Origin of the sequence: Flavobacterium sp. (assembly GCF_031409475.1) — a bacterium.
In the GTDB taxonomy this organism is placed as follows: Bacteria; Bacteroidota; Bacteroidia; order Flavobacteriales; family Flavobacteriaceae; genus Flavobacterium.
The window spans coordinates 23,574-43,184 of the sequence record NZ_JANNXH010000069.1; the positions used below are offsets into that span (position 1 = coordinate 23,574).

Annotated in this window: 15 protein-coding genes; 4 read left to right on the forward strand and 11 right to left on the reverse strand. The window is 34.8% G+C overall.

The genetic code is table 11. The features are described 5' to 3' along the window. Positions 1–32 precede the first annotated feature (32 nt). The 5 genes from RMO53_RS13490 to RMO53_RS13510 all read right to left on the reverse strand — a co-directional run bounded on the left by RMO53_RS13490 (position 33) and on the right by RMO53_RS13510 (position 4,457). Positions 33–1,061 carry an asparaginase gene (locus RMO53_RS13490; RefSeq protein WP_310381705.1) on the reverse strand — a complete coding sequence of 343 codons (1,029 nt, stop codon included), beginning with the start codon at positions 1,059–1,061 and terminating at the stop codon, positions 33–35. After that, positions 1,051–2,187, reverse strand: coding sequence for a 1-acyl-sn-glycerol-3-phosphate acyltransferase (locus RMO53_RS13495; RefSeq protein WP_310381707.1), 1,137 nt, complete (start codon positions 2,185–2,187; stop codon positions 1,051–1,053). The genes RMO53_RS13490 and RMO53_RS13495 overlap by 11 nt, the downstream gene beginning before the upstream one ends. A gap of 65 nt (positions 2,188–2,252) precedes the next feature. Continuing rightward, positions 2,253–3,020, reverse strand: a complete 768-nt coding sequence (locus RMO53_RS13500; protein WP_310381709.1) for a TatD family hydrolase — start codon at positions 3,018–3,020, stop codon at positions 2,253–2,255. Positions 3,021–3,150: 130 nt separating this feature from the next. Next, entirely contained in the window at positions 3,151–3,873 is a 723-nt protein-coding gene (locus RMO53_RS13505) for a tetratricopeptide repeat protein (RefSeq protein WP_310381710.1), read from the reverse strand. A 2-nt stretch (positions 3,874–3,875) separates the two neighbouring features. After that, complete coding sequence (locus tag RMO53_RS13510) at positions 3,876–4,457, reverse strand: sigma-70 family RNA polymerase sigma factor (RefSeq protein WP_310381712.1); 582 nt, start codon at positions 4,455–4,457, stop codon at positions 3,876–3,878. A gap of 250 nt (positions 4,458–4,707) precedes the next feature. On the opposite strand from RMO53_RS13510, the gene RMO53_RS13515 reads away from it, so the two are divergent. The 4 genes from RMO53_RS13515 to RMO53_RS13530 all read left to right on the forward strand — a co-directional run bounded on the left by RMO53_RS13515 (position 4,708) and on the right by RMO53_RS13530 (position 11,228). Continuing rightward, positions 4,708–5,691, forward strand: a complete 984-nt coding sequence (locus RMO53_RS13515) for a hypothetical protein (RefSeq protein WP_310381714.1) — start codon at positions 4,708–4,710, stop codon at positions 5,689–5,691. A 159-nt stretch (positions 5,692–5,850) separates the two neighbouring features. Next, the gene (locus RMO53_RS13520; RefSeq protein ID WP_310381715.1) at positions 5,851–7,821 is read left to right on the forward strand and encodes a PKD domain-containing protein; all 1,971 of its coding nucleotides are present in this window, start codon (positions 5,851–5,853) and stop codon (positions 7,819–7,821) included. Between the two features lie 330 nt (positions 7,822–8,151). Continuing rightward, positions 8,152–10,794 (forward strand): CHAT domain-containing protein, encoded by a 2,643-nt coding sequence (locus RMO53_RS13525; RefSeq protein WP_310381717.1) that lies wholly within the window; start codon positions 8,152–8,154, stop codon positions 10,792–10,794. Then, entirely contained in the window at positions 10,791–11,228 is a 438-nt protein-coding gene (locus RMO53_RS13530; RefSeq protein WP_310381719.1) for a retropepsin-like aspartic protease, read from the forward strand. Before RMO53_RS13525 ends, RMO53_RS13530 begins: the two co-directional genes overlap by 4 nt. A gap of 1 nt (position 11,229) precedes the next feature. Here RMO53_RS13530 and RMO53_RS13535 read toward each other — a convergent pair whose 3' ends face one another. The 6 genes from RMO53_RS13535 to RMO53_RS13560 all read right to left on the reverse strand — a co-directional run bounded on the left by RMO53_RS13535 (position 11,230) and on the right by RMO53_RS13560 (position 19,562). Beyond that, a complete protein-coding gene (locus RMO53_RS13535; RefSeq protein ID WP_310381721.1) occupies positions 11,230–12,441 on the reverse strand; it encodes a TCR/Tet family MFS transporter in 1,212 nt (403 codons plus the stop codon). 182 nt (positions 12,442–12,623) lie between these two features. Beyond that, positions 12,624–14,687 carry a T9SS type A sorting domain-containing protein gene (locus RMO53_RS13540; protein WP_310381723.1) on the reverse strand — a complete coding sequence of 688 codons (2,064 nt, stop codon included), beginning with the start codon at positions 14,685–14,687 and terminating at the stop codon, positions 12,624–12,626. 394 nt (positions 14,688–15,081) lie between these two features. Beyond that, entirely contained in the window at positions 15,082–16,308 is a 1,227-nt protein-coding gene (gene odhB / locus RMO53_RS13545; protein WP_310381725.1) for a 2-oxoglutarate dehydrogenase complex dihydrolipoyllysine-residue succinyltransferase, read from the reverse strand. 28 nt (positions 16,309–16,336) lie between these two features. Then, on the reverse strand, positions 16,337–16,573 hold the full coding sequence (locus tag RMO53_RS13550) for a DUF2442 domain-containing protein (RefSeq protein WP_310381727.1): 237 nt from the start codon (positions 16,571–16,573) through the stop codon (positions 16,337–16,339). Next, positions 16,551–16,787: a DUF4160 domain-containing protein gene (locus RMO53_RS13555; protein ID WP_310381729.1), complete on the reverse strand. Its 237-nt coding sequence runs from the start codon at positions 16,785–16,787 to the stop codon at positions 16,551–16,553. The genes RMO53_RS13550 and RMO53_RS13555 overlap by 23 nt, the downstream gene beginning before the upstream one ends. Next, positions 16,788–19,562: a 2-oxoglutarate dehydrogenase E1 component gene (locus RMO53_RS13560; protein WP_310381731.1), complete on the reverse strand. Its 2,775-nt coding sequence runs from the start codon at positions 19,560–19,562 to the stop codon at positions 16,788–16,790. It abuts the gene before it with no gap. Positions 19,563–19,611 lie beyond the last annotated feature (49 nt).

Consider the following 19,611-nt stretch of genomic DNA (forward strand, 5'->3'; position numbering starts at 1 on the left):
AAAAATTGAGTTTAGAAAGTAAAAAATCAATATTATATCATTTCGCCTCGCAAAGAAGTTTCGAATATCGTTTTGAAATCTTTTGGTGCTATTTTTTGACTTAATAAATACATCAATTTAGTAATTGCCGCTTCGGTGGTGATGTCTTTTCCTGAAATTACTCCAATTTTTTTCATGGCAGAACTCGTCTCGTATTGTCCCATACTCACGCTTCCCCCAGAACATTGAGTTACATTGATAATGTGCAATCCTTTTTCTATGGCAGTGCTTAATAAATTTATAAACCAATCTTCGGTTGGTGCATTTCCTGCTCCGTAAGTTTCTAGAACTATTCCTTTGAGTTTAGGAATAGTAAGAATTGCCGTCAAAACCATTTCGCTCATACCAGGAAACATTTTTACAATCGCAACATTGTTGTCTAAATGTTTGTGAACCTTGAGTTTTCTAACTCTTTGAACGGGTAAAAAAAGTTCTGAATTTATTTTTAAATGTACGCCTGACTCAACCAATTCTGGATAATTAGGCGAAGTAAATGCCTTGAAATGTTCGGCATTTATCTTTGTAGTTCGGTTACCTCGGTATAATTTGTATTCAAAATATAGGCAAACTTCTTTGATAAGCGGCAAACCGTTTTCTTGCAACGAAGCAATTTGTATAGCGGTTATTAAGTTCTCTTTTGCATCGGTTCTTAAATCTCCAATAGGTAATTGTGAACCTGTGAAAATTACTGGTTTGGATAAACTTTCGAGCATAAAACTCAATGCCGAAGCCGAATAGGACATGGTATCTGAACCATGAAGCACTACAAATCCATCAAAAGCATCGTAATTATCTTCGATAATAGTCGCGGTCTTCATCCAATTTTCAGGATTCATATTCGATGAATCGATGGGCTTGTCAAACGAAATGGTTTCGATTTCGCAATCTAATTGCTGAAGTTCTGGAATTCGCAACAATAACTTGCTAAAATTGAAAGCTTTGAGCGCACCAGTTTCAAAATCTTTTCTCATACCAATGGTTCCACCAGTATAAATCAAAAGTATTTTGGCCTTAGATGACATTGTGATATTTGGATTTGTTGACAACAGGATTGGCATACATCGCCAAAAACCCATCCAAAGCTATAGGGTTTTCTTGGTCAATTCGCATTTCTAATCTGCGCTGAAACAATGATTTTTCGTTTTCGGTGTATAAATGAGCATGTGCATCGGTATTATTGACGATATCATACGCAATAAAATTCGTTGGCCAAAGATTATAATTACTCAATATTGAATCATCAATAACCGTCGCCAATGCTTGTATTTGCCTGTTTGTATTGTCATTTTCAGCGACAATTTTGTCAATTTCAGTATCGAGAATGTCGCAAATGTGTATGTGAATTCGTTTTTTTTGTCCCATGATTCCACTTAAAAGCGTCATGAAATCTTCGTTTTTTTCTTTGATATAAATCTCATTATTGGCTTCGGCCATTAATTGCGGCATTTTTAACACATCCGTAGGATCGTATTCGTAGGAAATAGAAACTGGAACTACTTTTATTTTTTTGAAATAATCCATCAAATTGGCTTCGTCAGAACCCATTGCAAGCATTTTGAGCACTCCCGGATTCGTGGCGTCGTTTCCGTCTTTGGTTCTTCCTTCGCGTTGTGCAATCCAAACCGAACGATTTTCACGCAGTAATAATTGTCCAATATATTCAGATAATAATTTAGAACTTTGCAGCATTTCTCTTGGTGTTAAACCTCTTTGCACTAAAAAATTACGATTTAATTTTGCCAAGGTATCTAAAAAAGCTTTTTTCACTAAATTATCTCCAATGGCCGAAGCGGTCATTACAAATCCATGTTCGAATAAGGCGGCATTCAACAAAGTCGTGTCCAACAAAATGTCCCGATGATTCGAAATAAACAGATATGAAGTGTTTTTTTCTAACTTTTCGAAACCCGAAGTCGTTAATCCTTCGGAGCTTTTTTCCAGCACTTTTTGAACCGATTGATAAATAAAATTACACTGAAAATCACGTATTGAATGTGTTTTTTTGAGTTGTTCTTTCCAAATATCATCTGCAATATCTGGAAAAGAAAAATTCATCAACGCCTTCATCATAGGGTGATGTATCACTTTTTGAATAGCTTCGTTTACTTCGGCATCATAAAACGGACGAATAGCGTCAAATTTCTGCATTTTGATTGGGTTTTTTATGGGAACAAATGAACAAAAAAAAAGTTAAAACTTACGTAAATTATACTTTAAATACCAAAAACTACTTTGGAGTTTTCGGTTGTTATACTTGCGATTTCTTCATTGGATAAATTGTAAATTTCAGACAATTTGTCAACAACATTAAGGATATAACTACTTTCGTTTCTTTTACCTCGTAAAGGAATTGGAGCCAGATAAGGAGAATCAGTTTCTAGAACGATGTGTTTTAAATCTATTTGGTTCAAAAATTGATCAATTTTTCCGTTTTTAAACGTTACAACTCCACCTATTCCGAGTTTCATATTATACGAAATAGCCTGTAATGCTTGTTCATAATTTCCAGTAAAACAGTGAAAAATTCCAAATAAATCTGGAGATTTTTCTTCTTCTAAAATTTCAAAAATTTCATCAAAAGCTTCGCGACAATGAATCACGATGGGTAATTTGTATTGTTTTGCTAATTGAATTTGTTTCCTGAACGAATCTTGTTGCTCTGGTAAATGCGTTTTATCCCAATACAAATCGATGCCAATTTCGCCAATGGCGTAGAACTTTCGTTTAGACAATTCGGTTTCAACATGCTGCAATTCTTCGAGATAATTGTCTTTTACGTGTGTGGGATGCAAACCCATCATCAAAAAAATAGTGTTGGGATAAGCCTTTTCCAAATCATACATCGAATGGGTATATGCAGAATCAATAGCTGGAATAAAAAATCGTGAAACACCGGCATCAATGGCGCGCTGAATCATTTCATTGCGATCTTCGTCAAATTCGTTGGAATATAAATGGGTGTGCGTATCGGTAATTATCATTGCAAGCTTAAATTAAATAGCAAAGATACAATCTTGCTCAAAAAAATGAACCATATAAGGCATTTAAGGTCATATTAGCTTTTGAATAAATTTCTTATATGACCTTAAATGCCTTATATGGTTAAAAAAATTAATCCAATTCATTCAACAATTCCTGCACTTGGTCGTAATCCTCAAAGTCTTCAGGAATAGTCAAAAGGATTTCCTTGCAAGATGTATATTCTTTCTGTTTCAATTTTGAAAGTGCCAAGTACCAAGTTGCTTTGTTTTTATAAATAGAATTTCTAGATTTTAACTCCAACAAATTGGTTTCGGCTTTTTGAAATTGATTACTTTCCAAAAGCGAAACGGCATAAAAATACTGAATTTCAGGGGATTTATTAGCTGCTAAAACCGCTTCAAAATAGGGAATTGCGGCGGTATAATTCTTGGCGTTGAATGCATCTTGTGCCAGTTTCAAAGTTGAGTTCACGTCGCCTCTTTCTATAAATGTTGCCATTTCTGGATTGTTATAATCGTCAAAAGAAGGGTTTGTATTCTGGAAAACAAACAATCCTAACAAAACCGCCACCGAAGCCGCTGCTGCATATTGCCAAGGTTTGAAAGCTATAACTTTTGATTTTTTTGCTTTAAAACGTACCGCAGAAATTAATTTTAGATTCGTTTTGAAAGCATTCAATTCCGTTTCATTTCCAAATTTATTTTCCAAATGAAGATTCAATTCCTTGAAAATTGCAAATTCTGAATCAAATTCTGGATTTTCGGACAATTGTTTTTCGAAGGCAATTTTTTCTTCGGCTGACAATTCGTTAGCAAGATATTGATCAAATACTATGTAGCGTTCCTCGTTCATGGCTAGGTAATTTTTAAAGATTTAAAGCGACTGGTTTCCTGAATCCACAGGGTCAATTGACCAACACACAATGATTTTTTCTTACGAACATATCCATAAGTTACATTGAGTTTTTCGGCAACTTCCTCCATCGATTTGATAGTGAAACTCAATTTCAATAACTCTTGGCATTTGTCGCCGAGTTTTTGAAACATCAAATCAAAAAGATGTTGTTTTTCATCGAATACTTCGGTTTCTAGAACCATTTCATCAATAGATTCAGTATTAGATAGCCTTTCATCATCGATTGTTACCCCTTTATTCGAAGATTTTTTTATTTCGTTCAACCATTTTCTTTTGCACAGTAAAAAAAAATAAGCGTCAAACGGACACGTCAGTTGCAGTTTTTTGGCTTTGGCCTGATTGAAAAGTAAAATCATAATTTCCTGAACAACATCTTGCGCCTGATCCTCATCGCCTGAATTGTTCCTTATATAATGAACGACTTTAGGAACGAACTTCTTATATATAGATTGAATTATCGCCGAATCATTATTGGCAAGTCCATCAATATAGCTTTGGTCAGGATGATTTTTAGTACTCATAAAAAACTTTTTTTCGAAAATACTAAAAAAAGAGGTAACAAATATAAAACCAAGTTGATATAACATTATAAATCAATAATTGGAACATTTAAATTAGTTAGAACATGAAAAAAATAATAATCAAATTCATTACTAAACTTTGGGCATTAATAACCCGATAAAAAATAATTCAAAATAAAGGGTAACACTATCAAACCCAAATTGATATAACAACAGAAAACAATAAATAACAAATTAAACACTAGAAATTATGAACACAAATTTTAAAAACATCGGATTAATAGCTTTAGCAACAATCATTTTCGCAAGCTGTACAAACAATGAAGACACAACTCCAATCCCAGCCACTGAAGCGTCATTTATTGCAATAAAAGAGCAAGGTGTTAGAACCAACACCCAAAGTTTCACTGCAACTGCTGGAGCTGGAATCATCACGCTAACCTCTGCAAAAGGAGTAGTTATTACATTAAACGGAAATGCCCTTACTAAAAACGGAAATCCAGTAACCGGTGCAATCGACATTAAATTTATTGAAATTTTCGACAAAGGAAATATGCTTATCACAAACAAACCTACAATGGGAGTGATGCCCGACGGCAAAAAAAGTTTACTGAAATCGGGCGGAGAGTTTTTTATAAAAGCCTCTCAAGGTGGTGTTGATTTAGTTTCAACAGGTTCAATCCAGCTTCGAGTTCCCGCAAATTTAACAGGAACAATAGACACCGGAATGTTATTTTGGGCAGGTGACACAACCGATGCCGAAAATCTAGCTTGGGTAAATCCTCGAAACGCCGCAGGAACTGGAGGGCAAAAGGATGGGAATGTTGAATTTGGTCAAACCAGTTATAATGTAACTTTTGGCAACTTTGGTTGGACCAATGTCGATAAATTTTACAGCGACCCAAGACCAAGAACTACAGTATTAGCAACCGTTCCTACAGGATACGACAATACCAATAGTGCGATTTATTTGTCTTACGACGGTGAAGGTCTAAATGCACTTGCCAAATTAGATACTTACAATCCCACTACAAAACAATTCAGCGAACATTATGGTCAAATTCCAATAGGATTACAAATGCACGTGATTTTTGCCACCGAAGATAATGGAAACTGGAGATACGCCATCAAAGCCGTTACAGTAGTAGCAAACGATGTGTATACCTTCACTCTAGCCGAAACTACTGTAGTAACCGAAGCCCAAATGGTAGCCGCAATCAATGCGATACAATAAAACAAAAATATAATTTTAGATAAAGTGGTGATTTGCTCACCACTTTTTTCTATTTTTAAAAATATTTTGAAGCTAATCCTGCTGTTCGCTATATCTTTTCCTGGCTAAAGAAGCCAGAAAAAGGATGTCGCTACCATCAGGGCTAAAAACGAATCGATTATGAAAAAACAAGTCTCTATTTTCTTTATTCTATTTTCTTTTTGTCTTCCTGAGCATGTCGAAGGACAAACCAAAGTAAAAGATACCGTAACCCGTAAAGCCAAGATCACCTATAATCAAAACAGAAATGCAGTTAAATTCAAACCTGAAACACCACCGTTAATTCCGATTGCGGGCGCACCAAAACCTTCCTATTCCTATTTATGGGAAATGGGCGACGGACATTACAGTAAAGAAACCGAACCCAAACACGTCTATAAAAACAAAGGAACTTATAATGCTCGACTTGCCGTAACTAATAATTATGATAACGGAAAACCACCAGCAACACGACCAAAAGTAGTCTCCATAACCGAAATATCGGATGAAGAGGTTTTTACTGATATTGCCTCCATCGAAGCCCAAAACGGATTGTCCATCCAAAAAAATTGCGATCCCATTCCCGACCAGCAAATGGAAGTCATCGTGAGTTATCAAAATATGGAAAACTACGTAGCCGACGGAAAATTATATCTTTTCTACAACGAAAAACAATTCAAAAACGACAATTTCGAATTGGTCGATTTCAGGACGTATTCAGGCGAAAGAGAAGTCAAGGAAAATCTGGTTGCTGCTGTAAATGATTTGGAAAACTCGGATTCCTATTTGGTTTCCGAAAACGCATTGGCTACAGCCAAAAAATACAAAATCACCACGACTGAGGAAGATTTGGACGCTACTTTATTGGATGCCTATAAAACCTATAAAAAAGCAACCATATTAGAATTTGATGGTGTGAATCCAGGCGAAACCCGAAACGTTTTTTTTACGCACAAAACCACTCCCGAAATGATTAAGGATACCAGTACCACGGTAACGATGAGAAGCATTTTTGTCCCAAACAGAAGTTTTAAAAACCACAAAGTCAAAAATCTCGAAATGGAAATTGTTACTTCTCACGATCCAAACAAAATGGGCTCTAACGGAAGTTTTATGAATTATAGATTCGTGCGTTTCAAAAGAGTCAACTTCAAAACGCGTTTCCAGAATAATGGAGAAGGACCAGCGAGAATGATTCGGTTAGAAACTGATATACCAGATATGTTCGACAAAAAAACGTTCCAAATCGAAGATATGTATCCCAAATGCCCGATTTGTCCAAAAGGAGAAGAACCTACCACAAGCTGTTTAGACACCATCATTAAGCAAAAACAAATATTTTTTACATTCAAAAATATCTATTTGCCAGGAAGCATTCAAAAAAACGTTAAAGAAATAGACAGTACCAAAGGCTTTGTTAAGTATTCAATGAAGTTCAACAAAGACTTTCATAAAACCAAAACCAAAAGTAGAACCGCTATTATTTTTGATAAAAATGAACCCATTATTACAAATTATGCCACAACGCGATTCTTACCGGGAATTTCTATAGGTGCAAAAACAGGGTATAATTTGTATCCCGATTTAGGCAATTCCAAAAGTTATTTTGTTGGAGCAACCATTTCGCCCTATAAATCCTATCGTTATTATTGGCAAGTAGAATTGTTGAATAGCATTCATTCCTTCGATAATGATATTACGGTAAACGACACTTTTTTGAATGGGACAAATGGAGTTCGACAGTTGCAACGTACAATTACGGTATCGAATAATAACAATGTTAATTTAGAAGTACCATTGTTAGCTCGGTACAATCTCAATAATTTTATAGGAATTGGTGCGGGAATTCAGGCTAATATTAACGCTTCAGAAAAGCAAGAAGAACATACAAAAATAGAATATTTCGAATCAGAAAAACCAGATTCAATTATTATTAAAACTGAAGAAAATACTGTTTCAAACAGTGAAAGTTTTACAAATTTTAAAGCAGGATTGTTGTTTGATTTAACCATTGGAGCTGCGAGAATTGGCCCAAGTTTTGGTGCGAGATATGTGTTGAATTTCGAAGGCAATTTCAATTATATTCAGTTGTATGGTATTTGGAAGTTTTAGGAAAATGAACCATATAAGGCATATAAGTTCATTTAAGTCAGTTAATTATTAATTTTAACCCGTTGTGTGCAATTATTAAAAACGTCTATTCGAGTGTTTTTTGTCCCGAAGCTTCGGGAGTAAAACGGAACAAAAAATGCCTGTCTGCCTCAGGCAGGTATCGAGAATCGTTTTTAACGAAATTTTTCTTGTTCTCGATACGATTTTGTTATGTCATAGAAATCGAACTAACGAAAAATCATCATTAAAAACTAATTACACCCAACCGGGTTTAATTTTAAATCTTATATTTCCTTAAATGCCTTATATGGTTAAAATTAAAATATACTTATGTTTAAAAATATTTTTTATCTTCTGTTATTAATCAATCTAACTATTTTTGGGCAAAATCCGCTTGCGCCAGAGGATAAAATTTATAATTCAATTGATACTTTTTCCGCAAACCCAACCATTGAAGGATTGCAAATTTTAAACAAAGTCGAAAAAGATTTCTGGAAAAATCCAAAGCCAAAAACAAAGAATGAATTGTTGGCAATTGTAGTTTTAAATTGTAATAAAGCCTATTATGAAAATCAATTCGGCAAGACCAATCAAGCCGTTTCGAGTTATGAAAAAGCCTGGCAAATTTATCAAAAACACAAACTCTCCAATTACAACATAATCGAATATTGCCTGAAACCATTGGGCAATCTTTACACCATTATTGGGGATTACGACAGTGCTGAAAACACCATAAAACAGTATTATTTTATTGCCAATGCCGATAAAAATTCTCCCGAAGCTTCGGGACAAAAAATAGCAGCAATCCTTAATTTATCGAATGTGTATCAAAACACAGGGCGGATAACTGAAGCCATCGAATTACTCGAAAAAACGATTAAAACAGAGAAATTAACAGCTGTTCAAAAAGGAAATTTGTTCAATAACTTGGGCAACAATTATGTGTTAAGTTATAAAAATCCAGCCTCTTCCAAACCGATTCCAGATATATTTAAAAAATTGGAAAGCTCCTATTTTTCCGCCATTAAATTATTGCAATCAGATAAAACCCAAACCGAAACACTGGCGAATTGTTACCGAAACTTGTCCGCATTAAATATCCAATGGCAAAACATCGAATTAGCTAATTTCTATTTCGAAAAAGCCAAAAAATATTTTTTTGCAACCCCAAATCTTTCGCCTCAGAAACTAGCCAAGTTTAAGTATGAAGAAGCCAATCTGTTATTTCAACAACAAAAATTTTCAGAAGCAAACACAATATTGTCATCTATTTTCAAGACTTTAATTCCAAATTATTCCAATCAAAAAAATATTCTACCCAATCCAAAATCCCTTTATGCCGAAACCGTTTTGCTGGTCGCATTGGATTTGCAAGCCGAAATTTTTGTAGAACAAAACCAACCCAAAAAAGCCTTGGAAGCTTATGCTCTTTCGTTTCAAATCGAGGATTTGTTTACCAACTTGCTGGTTTATGAAAACTCTAAAATCATCAACCAAATTCGCATTAGAAACCGCACCGAAAAATGTATTTCCATCTATGATTTTCTGTACAAAAAAGAAAATAAAATAGGCTATATAGAAAGTGCCTTCCAACTTTCAGAAAGAACTAAATCAGGAGTTTTGAAAAGCTATCTTTCCAACAAAAAAACAGCTTCAAGAGAAGAAAAATTGCATTTGGAACAACTTCAAAACTGGAATAATGAAATCGTAAAAGAACAACAAAAAGGAGACTTGGCTGATGTTTCAAAAATAAACGAAGCCATAAAAAAACAAAACGAATTGATGCTTTCTTTAAAATCCAAAAGAGCAAAAGAATCTAAAAAATCGAAAACGGATTGGAATATTCAAGACTTGTATTCAAAACTCGAAAAAGACAAAGCGATTATGGTGGAGTATTTTTCGGGTTTTGAGAAAATGTATTCCTTTACATTATTTAACAACCAGATTAAAATGCATACTTATGACGGTTCAGCACATTCGACCGTTAAAATTTATCAATTTCTACAGTATTTTTCAGATGCAAATGCAATCATTAATGATATAAAAGGATACAATGAATTTGGCAATATCCTTTATGAATACTTAAAACTTCCAAAAAACACAACTTATAAAAACCTCATCATTGTTCCCGATGGCTTATTGAATTTCTTGCCTTTCGAAGCCTTGATTACAAAAGAATCTACTACAACTAATTTTGCCCAAATGCACTATTTGCTGAATGATTTCAGGATTGCCTACAATAATTCAGCTGGTTTTTATTTGGCTTTCGACAAGCTCAAGATGACAAAAAATGATAAAAAATCGGTTCTCGGTATTTTTCCAGTTTTCGAAAAAACTGCTTACGAATTGACGTTTTCCAAAGCCGAAATGCAATCGATAAAAAACAATTTCGAGGGCGAATTTTTCGATAATAAAACAGCTACTTTCAACAATTTTAAAATAAATTCTGTCAATTATTCGATTTTACATTTATCAACTCACGCGACTTCTGGTGATACAGAATCGCCAGCAAGCATTAAATTTTATGATCAAGAAATCTTATATTCCGAACTCTACAACCTCAACATCAATCCCGATTTAGTGGTTTTGAGTGCTTGTGAAACCGGTATTGGAAAACTCTACAAATCAGAAGGTGCGATGAGCGTCGCAAGAGGTTTCCAGTTTGCTGGAGCACAAAATTTGTTGTTTTCGTTGTGGAAAGTAAACGATTATACCACTTCGGTTTTTATGGAAGATTTTTATAAAAATATGAAAAAAGGGGAATCTTATTTTGAGGCCAATGCCAATGCCAAACTGAATTTCTTGAAGAACAAATCGATTTCAAACTCAAAAAAATCACCTTATTACTGGAGTGCTTTTGTGTACTATGGCGGAATTGAAACTGCTGAAAAACCAACTAATTATTATTTTTATATTCTTGGGTTATTGATTTTAATTGGATTAATTTTGATCTTTATTCGCCACAGAAAATGAAAAACCTCCACGATATTCTTAAAAAAGAAAAGTACAAAAAAATTAAATTTAAAATTACCAAAACACAACATCTTTTAATAAAAGCAAAAATCAATGGTGTTCTAGGAAATTTTATTCTTGATACCGGAGCGTCTAATAGTTGTGTAGGATTTGATGGCGTAGAGTTGTTTTTATTGCAAGCAAAGAAATCAAAAACTAGAGCTTCTGGAGCTGGCGCTACAGGAATGTTAACTCAAATAGCAAACCACAATAAATTAGATGTTGGCAACTGGAAAACCGCTGATTTTGATGTTGTTATTTTTGACTTATCTCATGTAAACGAAGCCTTGATAGAACACAAATCAAAAGCGGTTCACGGTATAATAGGTGCTGATGTTTTAATGAAAGGTAAAGCGATTGTGGATTATTACAATCATTATTTGTATTTGAAGTAGTTTACTCCTTTTTAAAGGAATAATAGGCTACAACAGTACTAAAAAGCATTAAAATACCACCTAAAACAAACGGAGCGCCAGCAAACTGAAATGGGGCGTCTTTATGAGTAAAAAAATAAAAAACACTAGTCATAAGTGGCGGTCCAACAATTGCTGAAGCGCTCATAAGACTTGTCATTGTTCCTTGTATTTCTCCTTGTTCTGACGCAGGAACTTTACTAGAAATTATGGATTGCATTGCTGGTCCAGCTATTCCTCCTAAACAATAAGGAATAAGAAATACAAACATCATCCAACCTTGGTTTGCAGTTGCAAACAAAAACATTCCTATGGTGTAAAGTGCCATTCCTAAATAAATGCTTTTTTGATTTCCTAATATTGGATTAATCCATCGAATTAATCCTCCTTGAACAATCCCAACTAATAATCCAATAACCCCAAGTGAAATTCCAACCATTTTTTCGTCCCATTGAAATTTATACATAGTAAAATAACTCCAGTTTCCTTGTATGGCGTGTGAAGCGACATAAAGCGAAAACACAGCTACCATCAAACCCATTAATGAAGGATGCTTTTTAAGGTTTAAAAATGCGCCAATTGGGTTTGCTCGTTTGATGTCGAAATCTCTTCGATTTTTTTTGGATAAAGATTCAGGCAAAATAAAATAACCGTATATAAAATTCACCATGCATAATATAGCTGCAGCATAAAATGGAACTCGAGAGCCAAATTGCCCTAATAATCCGCCAATTACTGGCCCAATTATAAATCCTAACCCAAAAGCTGCGCCTATCATCCCAAAGTTTTTTGCTCGATTTTCTGGTGTACTGACATCCGCAATATAGGCTGATGCCGTTGTAAGGCTTGCTCCTGTGATTCCAGCGATTATTCTCCCTACAAACAACCAAGTAATTGTAGGTGAAAAAGCGAGTAATAAATAATCTAATGAAAACCCAAAAAGAGAGATTAAAATTATAGGTCTTCGTCCAAATTTATCGCTCAAACTGCCAACTATAGGAGCAAAAACAAACTGGGTTATTGCATAAGCAAAAGTTAACCAACCACCATATTTAGATGCTTCGCTAATATCTCCATTTATAAGTTCTTGGATTAATTTTGGTATCACAGGAATAATGATTCCCCAACCTGTAATATCTATAAGCATTGTAATAAAAATAAAACCTACAGCTGCTTGCTTTTTGTCTTTTGACATATATAAAATTTCTTGGTGCGCAAATCTACAAAAAAACCTGTTTAATAACTTAAACAGGTTTTATAAATTAATGCGTGTTCTGAGTTAAATCTAAAGGGGTTACTTTAAGCATTTACTGACTTATAAAAACAAGAAAAACATTGGTAAACCAATGTTTTTCGAGCAAAAGTAAATTTAAAAATTTATTCTTTTATAATTTTTGATGTTGAAATAGCACCATCAATATCCGTTTTTACAACATAAACTCCTTTTTGAAGTGAACTGGTTTGTAAAGTAGTAGCATTTGTTTTTGGCGAACTTACCATAACTTCTTGTCCTAAAATATTATATATAGATACTTTGTTAATACTTGCGTTCGCCTCAATTGTTAAAGTGTTTTTAACAGGATTTGGATACATTTTTACATTTGATCTATCAAACTGAGTTGTACCCAAAGTTGCTGGTCTGTATAAATAGATATTATCAATGTAAGCAATACCAGTATTTGATGAGATTAGGAACTGCGCGATATCGTTTCTGTTTTGATTTCCCGCAAAAGTAGATAAATCGGCATCAATAGAAACCCAAGTTCCTTTTGCTGTAGGTAAATACGTAAGCAATAATGATGAAACTTCACCTGATGTTCCTCCCCATTGTGAGAATTTCGGATTGATTACTTTTCCAGTTAAATCTACACTAGTTGGCAGCCAAAAATCCATGTGGAACTTAGTCATTGCGGTTGCGTTTTGATGATGACCTGCACCACTAAAATCAACTCCAAGGAAATTTCCAAATGTAATTTTCTTCGTGTCATTACCCACAATAACAACATCTTCTTGACTTGAGTCATCCCATGGTGCTGACCAAGAATCTATTACTATATTCGAATAAGCATTGCTGAAAAGCGAAATAACATCCCATGCATTTCTAACTGGAGGAGTTGGAGCCGCAGTTAATGGCACCTCAGATGGAACAGGAGGTTCAACAACACCTGCTTTATACAAATAGAGGTTGTCTATGTAAGCTATGCCAGTATTTGATGAAAGTATAAATTGAGCTAAATCATTTCTATTTTGGTTTCCCGCAAAAGTTGTTAACGGAGCATCAATAGAAACCCAAGTTCCTTTTTCTGTTGGTAAATAAGTAAGCAATAAAGCTGAAACTTCACCTGATGTTCCGCCCCATTGTGAGAATTTAGGATTCATAACTTTACCTGTTAAATCAACAGTATTGGGCAACCAAAAATCCATATGGAAATGAGTCATTGTTGATGCATCTTTGTGATTTCCGGCACCACTAAAATCAACTCCAAGGAAATTGCCAAAAGTAATTTTCTTTGCGTCATTACCGGCTATCTGTACATCAACGATATCAGAATCGTCCCAAGGTGCAGACCATGAATCGATGGCTATATTGGTATATGCATTACTAAAAAGTGAAATAACTTCAGAAGATATTCTTACAGGTGGTGTTGGTGCTGCTACAAGTGGCACTTCGGAAACAACAAGACTTGCTGTAACATTACCCGTTAAGAATGCGCCAGATGCAGCTTGAATTGCAGTAATCGTTGAAGTTCCTGCTCCAACAATAGTTACAGTATTACCTGAAATTGTAGCAACAGAAGTATTGCTACTTGTGTATGAAAAAGCACCTGGACTATTACTTGTAGGCGCAGTTAAATTAAAAGGTGCATCGCCGAGGTTTTTAGCTGGTACAGTAAGTGGCCCAATTACTGGCGTTCCCACTGGTGCCGCTGCTCTCCAAAAATATAAATTGTCAAGATAAATTGTTCCTCCGCTTCCTCCATCAAACTTAAATTGAATAGCATTAGTTAAATTACCAGTAATACCTGATACAGGAATGTTCAACGATTGCCAAGAACCAGCTACACTAGAGATGGTAGTCGAAATTTCTGTTCCTGAACTAATAACAAATACTCGAGGTGATTGAGCATTTGTCCAAACATCAACATGTAAAAATTCCATGCCCGAAATGTTTTGTGGTGTTCCTGACCAATCTGTACCTTGATAATTAAAATTTGCGTATTGCAAAGTGTTATTACCCGAAATAGCAACCTCAGTTACAACGGTACTTTGCGACCAGTTTGGGTTTGTATTTACACCTGAAATATTGGTATATTCAGAGCCATAAATTGAAATTACGTCTGTCGCAACTCTTGCTGGTGGTGTTGGTGCTGCGCTGCCCGGAAGTTGAGCGAACCCTAATGAGGTTATCATTAGTGTGATTAATAAAGTAATTTTTTTCATAATATTGAGATTTATAGTTTTTATCAAATATACTATTGTATTGTATTGTACTTTAAAAATTTAAGTATGCAAAAACTATACGAAGCAATATTGTGGTTCGCTATTTAAAATTGCTCTAGAAATGGGGTGTAATCAGTCATATCCTTTTAAATATATTGTAAAGCAAGGAATACATTGAGGATGTGTAGTGGATATGTTGTGGTAATGTATAGGTAATTTATAGTTTTATTGCGCTTAAAAAAACACATAAAACAATTTATTTATAAAATAAAAACCACTACTCTAAAAAAAATGATAAATAATTGAATATTTATCATTTAAATAAATGTTTTTTAAAATAAAATATCCCTGATTTGATTAAACAAAACAGGGATATATTTTAAACCTTTTTTATTTACAATTCAAATGCTTTTTTAGGATTGTTATCACACAATAATTCCAATGGGTTTTCTAGAGCTTCCTTAACCGCTACTAAAAATCCAACAGATTCACGACCATCAATAATTCTGTGATCATAAGAAAGTGCCACAAACATCATTGGGTGAATTTCAACTTGACCATTTACGGCAATTGGACGCTCAATAATATTGTGCATTCCTAGTATTCCTGATTGTGGCGGATTTATAATTGGTGTAGATAACATACTACCAAAAACACCTCCATTTGTGATTGTAAAAGTTCCGCCTGTCATATCATCAACAGTGATTTGACCATCACGTGCTTTGATTGCCAGTCTTTTGATATCAGCTTCGATTCCTCTAAAAGTTAAGTTCTCGGCATTACGAACTACAGGAACCATTAATCCTTTTGGTCCAGAAACTGCAATTGAAATATCAGCAAAATCAAAAGCTATTTTGTGATCGCCATCCATCATCGAGTTTACATCTGGATACAATTGTAATGCTCTTGTAACTGCTTTTGTAAAAAAGGACATATAACCCAACCCAATTCCGCCATGTTTTGCTTTGAAGGCATCTTTATATTCGTTACGCAAAGTATTAATTGGTGTCATGTTTACTTCGTTGAAAGTCGTTAACATGGCTGTTTCATTTTTGGCAGCTACTAATCTTTCGGCTACTTTACGGCGCAACATTGACAATTTAGTTCTTTCTGAACCACGATTTCCGCCAGTTGGTGTTCCCATTGATGGCGTTGCATTTACGGCATCATCTTTAGTAATTCTACCCTCTTTTCCTGAGCCAACAATGTCAGATGGTTGTATATTTTTCTCGTCTAATATTTTCTTTGCTGCTGGCGAAGGTGTTCCTGAAGCATAAGTTGTTGCTGCAACTGGGGCAACTTTTGGTGCTTCCGCTTTTGGAGTTTCAATTGGTTTTGCTACTGCAACAGTTTGCGAAGTTTCGGTAGAACCAGACGGTTTTGTTGCGCTAGTATCAATTAAGCAAACCACAGCTCCTACTGCAACTGCATCGCCTTCTTCGGCTTTTAGTGTAATTATTCCGCTTGCTTCGGCAGGCAATTCAAGGGTTGCTTTGTCTGAATCAACTTCGGCAATGGCTTGATCTTTCTCTACATAATCGCCATCTTTTACTAACCAAGTTGCGATTTCTACTTCTTTTATGGATTCTCCCGGTGATGGGACTTTCATTTCTAAAATCATGTTTTTATAATTTTATTTGGTGTTTATTTTATTCTAATAAATTTTCAATGGATATATCTTCATCTATTTCTTCCCAATGAATTCCTTCTCCTCTTCCTATAAATCTCCATTTATTCAACTGTTCATTTGTGGCTTTTCGTAATCTAGGAAACCACTCTAACGGAATTGACAATTCTCTTCCATCTTCTAAAAAAACAATCATTTTAGAATCTGAAAAAACAATGTCAATTGCATGCTTTGATTTAGTGATTACTGAAAAACTCATCCCATTTTTGTATTAAAAGTTCTTGATTTTCTTCAACTAAATTACGAATTTGTTTTAATTCGTTAGCGTTAAATCTTGAAGACTTTACTAATTCTATACTTTCTAAATTAAATTTCGCTGTTTTTTCTGCTTTTTCGATGTGAATATGCTTTGGCAAATGCTCATTACTATAAAAGAAAAAACGTAGACCATCTATATAAAAAATAGTTGGCATCTAACGGAACAAATTCTTATCAAAAACCATTCTAATTGCATCTGCCTGACGGCGTTTTGCTCTAGTGTAACTTCCTGCAGCTGGTGCAGCATAAGCTTTCAACGAAGCCAATCTCCATTTTACTAAATCGAAATTCATTAACATATAACTGTAAGCACCCATGTTTTTAGGCTCTTCTTGCGCCCAAACATAATCGTCAGTGTTTGGATATTTTGCTATAATGGCTTTTAATTGCTCCACCGGTAAAGGGAATAATTGTTCAATTCTGACAACTGCCACATCTTTTCGTCCGTTGTTTTCTCTCTCGGCGGTGATATCATAATAGAATTTTCCGGTACAGAAAACGAGTGTTTTTACATCGGCTTTGTTCATTGATGTATCATCAAAAGTCTCTTGAAAACTACCATTTGCAAATTCTTCTACCGTTGAAACTACTCTTGGATCGCGTAATAAACTCTTTGGAGTAAATACAATAAGCGGTTTTCGGAATGTAGTTTTCATTTGTCTGCGCAACAAGTGAAAGAAATTTGCTGGCGTTGTACAATCAGCAACATACATGTTTTGTCTGGCGCAAAGTTGTAAATATCGCTCCATTCTGGCTGAGGAATGTTCTGCTCCTTGTCCTTCGTAACCGTGTGGTAAAAGTAAAACAATTCCGTTTTGATTGTTCCATTTGTCTTCGCCGCAAGATATGTATTGGTCAATCATAATTTGTGCTCCATTGCTGAAATCTCCAAACTGTGCTTCCCAAATTGTCAGCGTATTTGGACTTGCCAAAGCATATCCGTAATCAAAACCTAAAACGCCATATTCTGATAAAAGAGAATTGAAAATATTAAATTTCCCAGTTGCTCCTTCTAAATTTTGTAACAAAACCACTTCTTCTTCTGAATCTTCAACTTTTACAACCGCATGACGGTGAGAGAATGTTCCTCGCTCTACATCTTGTCCAGAAATCCGAATATTATAACCTTCTTTTAATAAAGAACCGTACGCTAAATGTTCAGCCATTGCCCAATCTAGCTTGTTGGTTTCGAAAAACATGGTCTTTCTATCGTTTATTAATTTTTGAATTTTACTAATAAATTTTTTATCGGTTGGTAGATTACAAATCGAATTGGCAACTGCTGTAAGTCCTTCTTTCGGGAAGGAAGTATCAACATTTTGAAGCATTTGTATGTCCGTAACTTGCGTAAAACCATTCCATTCATTTTTCATAAATGGGGTAATTATGGTCAAATCTTTTTTGCGGGAAGCTTCTAGATTTACTTCTAATCTGGATTTGTATTCTACTTCTAATCCTTTTACAAAATCCGCATCGATTACTCCTTCTGAAAGCAATTTTTCGGCATAAATATCTCTTGGATTTTTATGTTTTGCAATAATTTTATATAAAACGGGTTGCGTAAAACGAGGTTCATCGCCTTCGTTATGCCCGTATTTTCTGTAACCTAATAAATCAATAAATACATCACACCCAAACTGCATTCTGAAATCTAATGCAAACGAAATGGCGTGAACAACTGCTTCGGCATCATCAGCATTTACGTGCAATACTGGCGATAAGGTTACTTTGGCAACATCAGTACAATAAGTCGAAGATCGTGCATCGAGATAATTAGTAGTGAATCCTACTTGATTGTTGATTACAATATGTATCGTTCCACCGGTTTTGTAACCGTCGAGTTGCGCCATTTGTACAATTTCGTACAAGATTCCTTGACCAGCAATTGCAGCATCACCGTGAACAGCAATTGGCAATACTTTAGAGAAATCATCTGGAAAATATTTGTCCTGTTTGGCTCTTGTAATTCCTTCGATTACGGCACCAACGGTTTCGAGATGCGAAGGGTTTGGTGCTAAATTGATATTTATTTTTTTTCCTGTGCTGGTAACTTTGTCTGCAGTAAGCCCTAAATGGTATTTTACATCGCCATCAAAATATTCTTGGTCGTAATCTTTACCGTCAAATTCCCCAAAAATATCTTGAGTAGACTTATCGAATATATTTGCCAAAACATTCAAACGACCACGATGCGCCATTCCCATTACAAATTTTTCGACTCCTTTTTCTGCTGCTTTTTCAATCAAAGCATCAAGAGCAGGAATAATAGATTCTCCGCCTTCGAGTGAAAATCTTTTTTGACCAACATATTTGGTATGCAAAAAATTCTCGAATGAAACGGCTTGATTTAACTTATTGAGAATAGCTTTTTTCTCGTCTGAAGAGAAATTGGGTAAATTATCATTTTCACCTAATTTGTTCTGAATCCAATCTACCACTTCTGGTTTTCTGATGTACATGTATTCAACCCCAATGTGCTGACAATAAATGTTTTCTAGATGAAAAATAATTTCTTGAAGTGTACAAGGTTCAAATTTAAGCACTTTGGCTGCGTCAAAAACGGTGTTTAAATCGGATGCCGTAAGTCCAAAATTAGTATAATCTAATGATGGTGATGAAGGTCTTCTATCTCTTACAGGATTTGTTTTAGTAAACAAATGTCCTCGAGAACGATAACCGTCTATTAATTTTAATACGTTGAATTCTTTTTGAAGTTTTTCAGAAACCGATGTGCTTTCGACTGCTCCAGAAGCTACATTTGCTATGTAGTTTACTGGATTTTCGTCGTTGTAAGTTGCCATTCCAAAGTCGAAACCTTGAAAAAAGCTTCTCCAACTTGGCTCTACATTATCAGGATTTTCGAGATACTGTTCGTATAAATCGGCGAAAAATTCGGTGTGTGCTGCATTTAAAAATGAAAACCTATCCATATATTAGTGAATGTCCGTTTTGTTAAATAGTTTGACAAAAGTACAATAA

Excerpts from the sequence above, each read along its gene's own strand:
- RMO53_RS13490 (WP_310381705.1), bottom strand. The coding sequence starts at position 1,061 with ATGTCATCTAAGGCCAAAATACTTTTGATTTATACTGGTGGAACCATT.
- RMO53_RS13495 (WP_310381707.1), bottom strand. The coding sequence starts at position 2,187 with ATGCAGAAATTTGACGCTATTCGTCCGTTTTATGATGCCGAAGTAAAC.
- RMO53_RS13500 (WP_310381709.1), bottom strand. The coding sequence starts at position 3,020 with ATGATAATTACCGATACGCACACCCATTTATATTCCAACGAATTTGAC.
- RMO53_RS13505 (WP_310381710.1), bottom strand. The coding sequence starts at position 3,873 with ATGAACGAGGAACGCTACATAGTATTTGATCAATATCTTGCTAACGAA.
- RMO53_RS13510 (WP_310381712.1), bottom strand. The coding sequence starts at position 4,457 with ATGAGTACTAAAAATCATCCTGACCAAAGCTATATTGATGGACTTGCC.
- RMO53_RS13515 (WP_310381714.1), top strand. The coding sequence starts at position 4,708 with ATGAACACAAATTTTAAAAACATCGGATTAATAGCTTTAGCAACAATC.
- RMO53_RS13520 (WP_310381715.1), top strand. The coding sequence starts at position 5,851 with ATGAAAAAACAAGTCTCTATTTTCTTTATTCTATTTTCTTTTTGTCTT.
- RMO53_RS13525 (WP_310381717.1), top strand. The coding sequence starts at position 8,152 with ATGTTTAAAAATATTTTTTATCTTCTGTTATTAATCAATCTAACTATT.
- RMO53_RS13530 (WP_310381719.1), top strand. The coding sequence starts at position 10,791 with ATGAAAAACCTCCACGATATTCTTAAAAAAGAAAAGTACAAAAAAATT.
- RMO53_RS13535 (WP_310381721.1), bottom strand. The coding sequence starts at position 12,441 with ATGTCAAAAGACAAAAAGCAAGCAGCTGTAGGTTTTATTTTTATTACA.
- RMO53_RS13540 (WP_310381723.1), bottom strand. The coding sequence starts at position 14,687 with ATGAAAAAAATTACTTTATTAATCACACTAATGATAACCTCATTAGGG.
- odhB (WP_310381725.1), bottom strand. The coding sequence starts at position 16,308 with ATGATTTTAGAAATGAAAGTCCCATCACCGGGAGAATCCATAAAAGAA.
- RMO53_RS13550 (WP_310381727.1), bottom strand. The coding sequence starts at position 16,573 with ATGAGTTTTTCAGTAATCACTAAATCAAAGCATGCAATTGACATTGTT.
- RMO53_RS13555 (WP_310381729.1), bottom strand. The coding sequence starts at position 16,787 with ATGCCAACTATTTTTTATATAGATGGTCTACGTTTTTTCTTTTATAGT.
- RMO53_RS13560 (WP_310381731.1), bottom strand. The coding sequence starts at position 19,562 with ATGGATAGGTTTTCATTTTTAAATGCAGCACACACCGAATTTTTCGCC.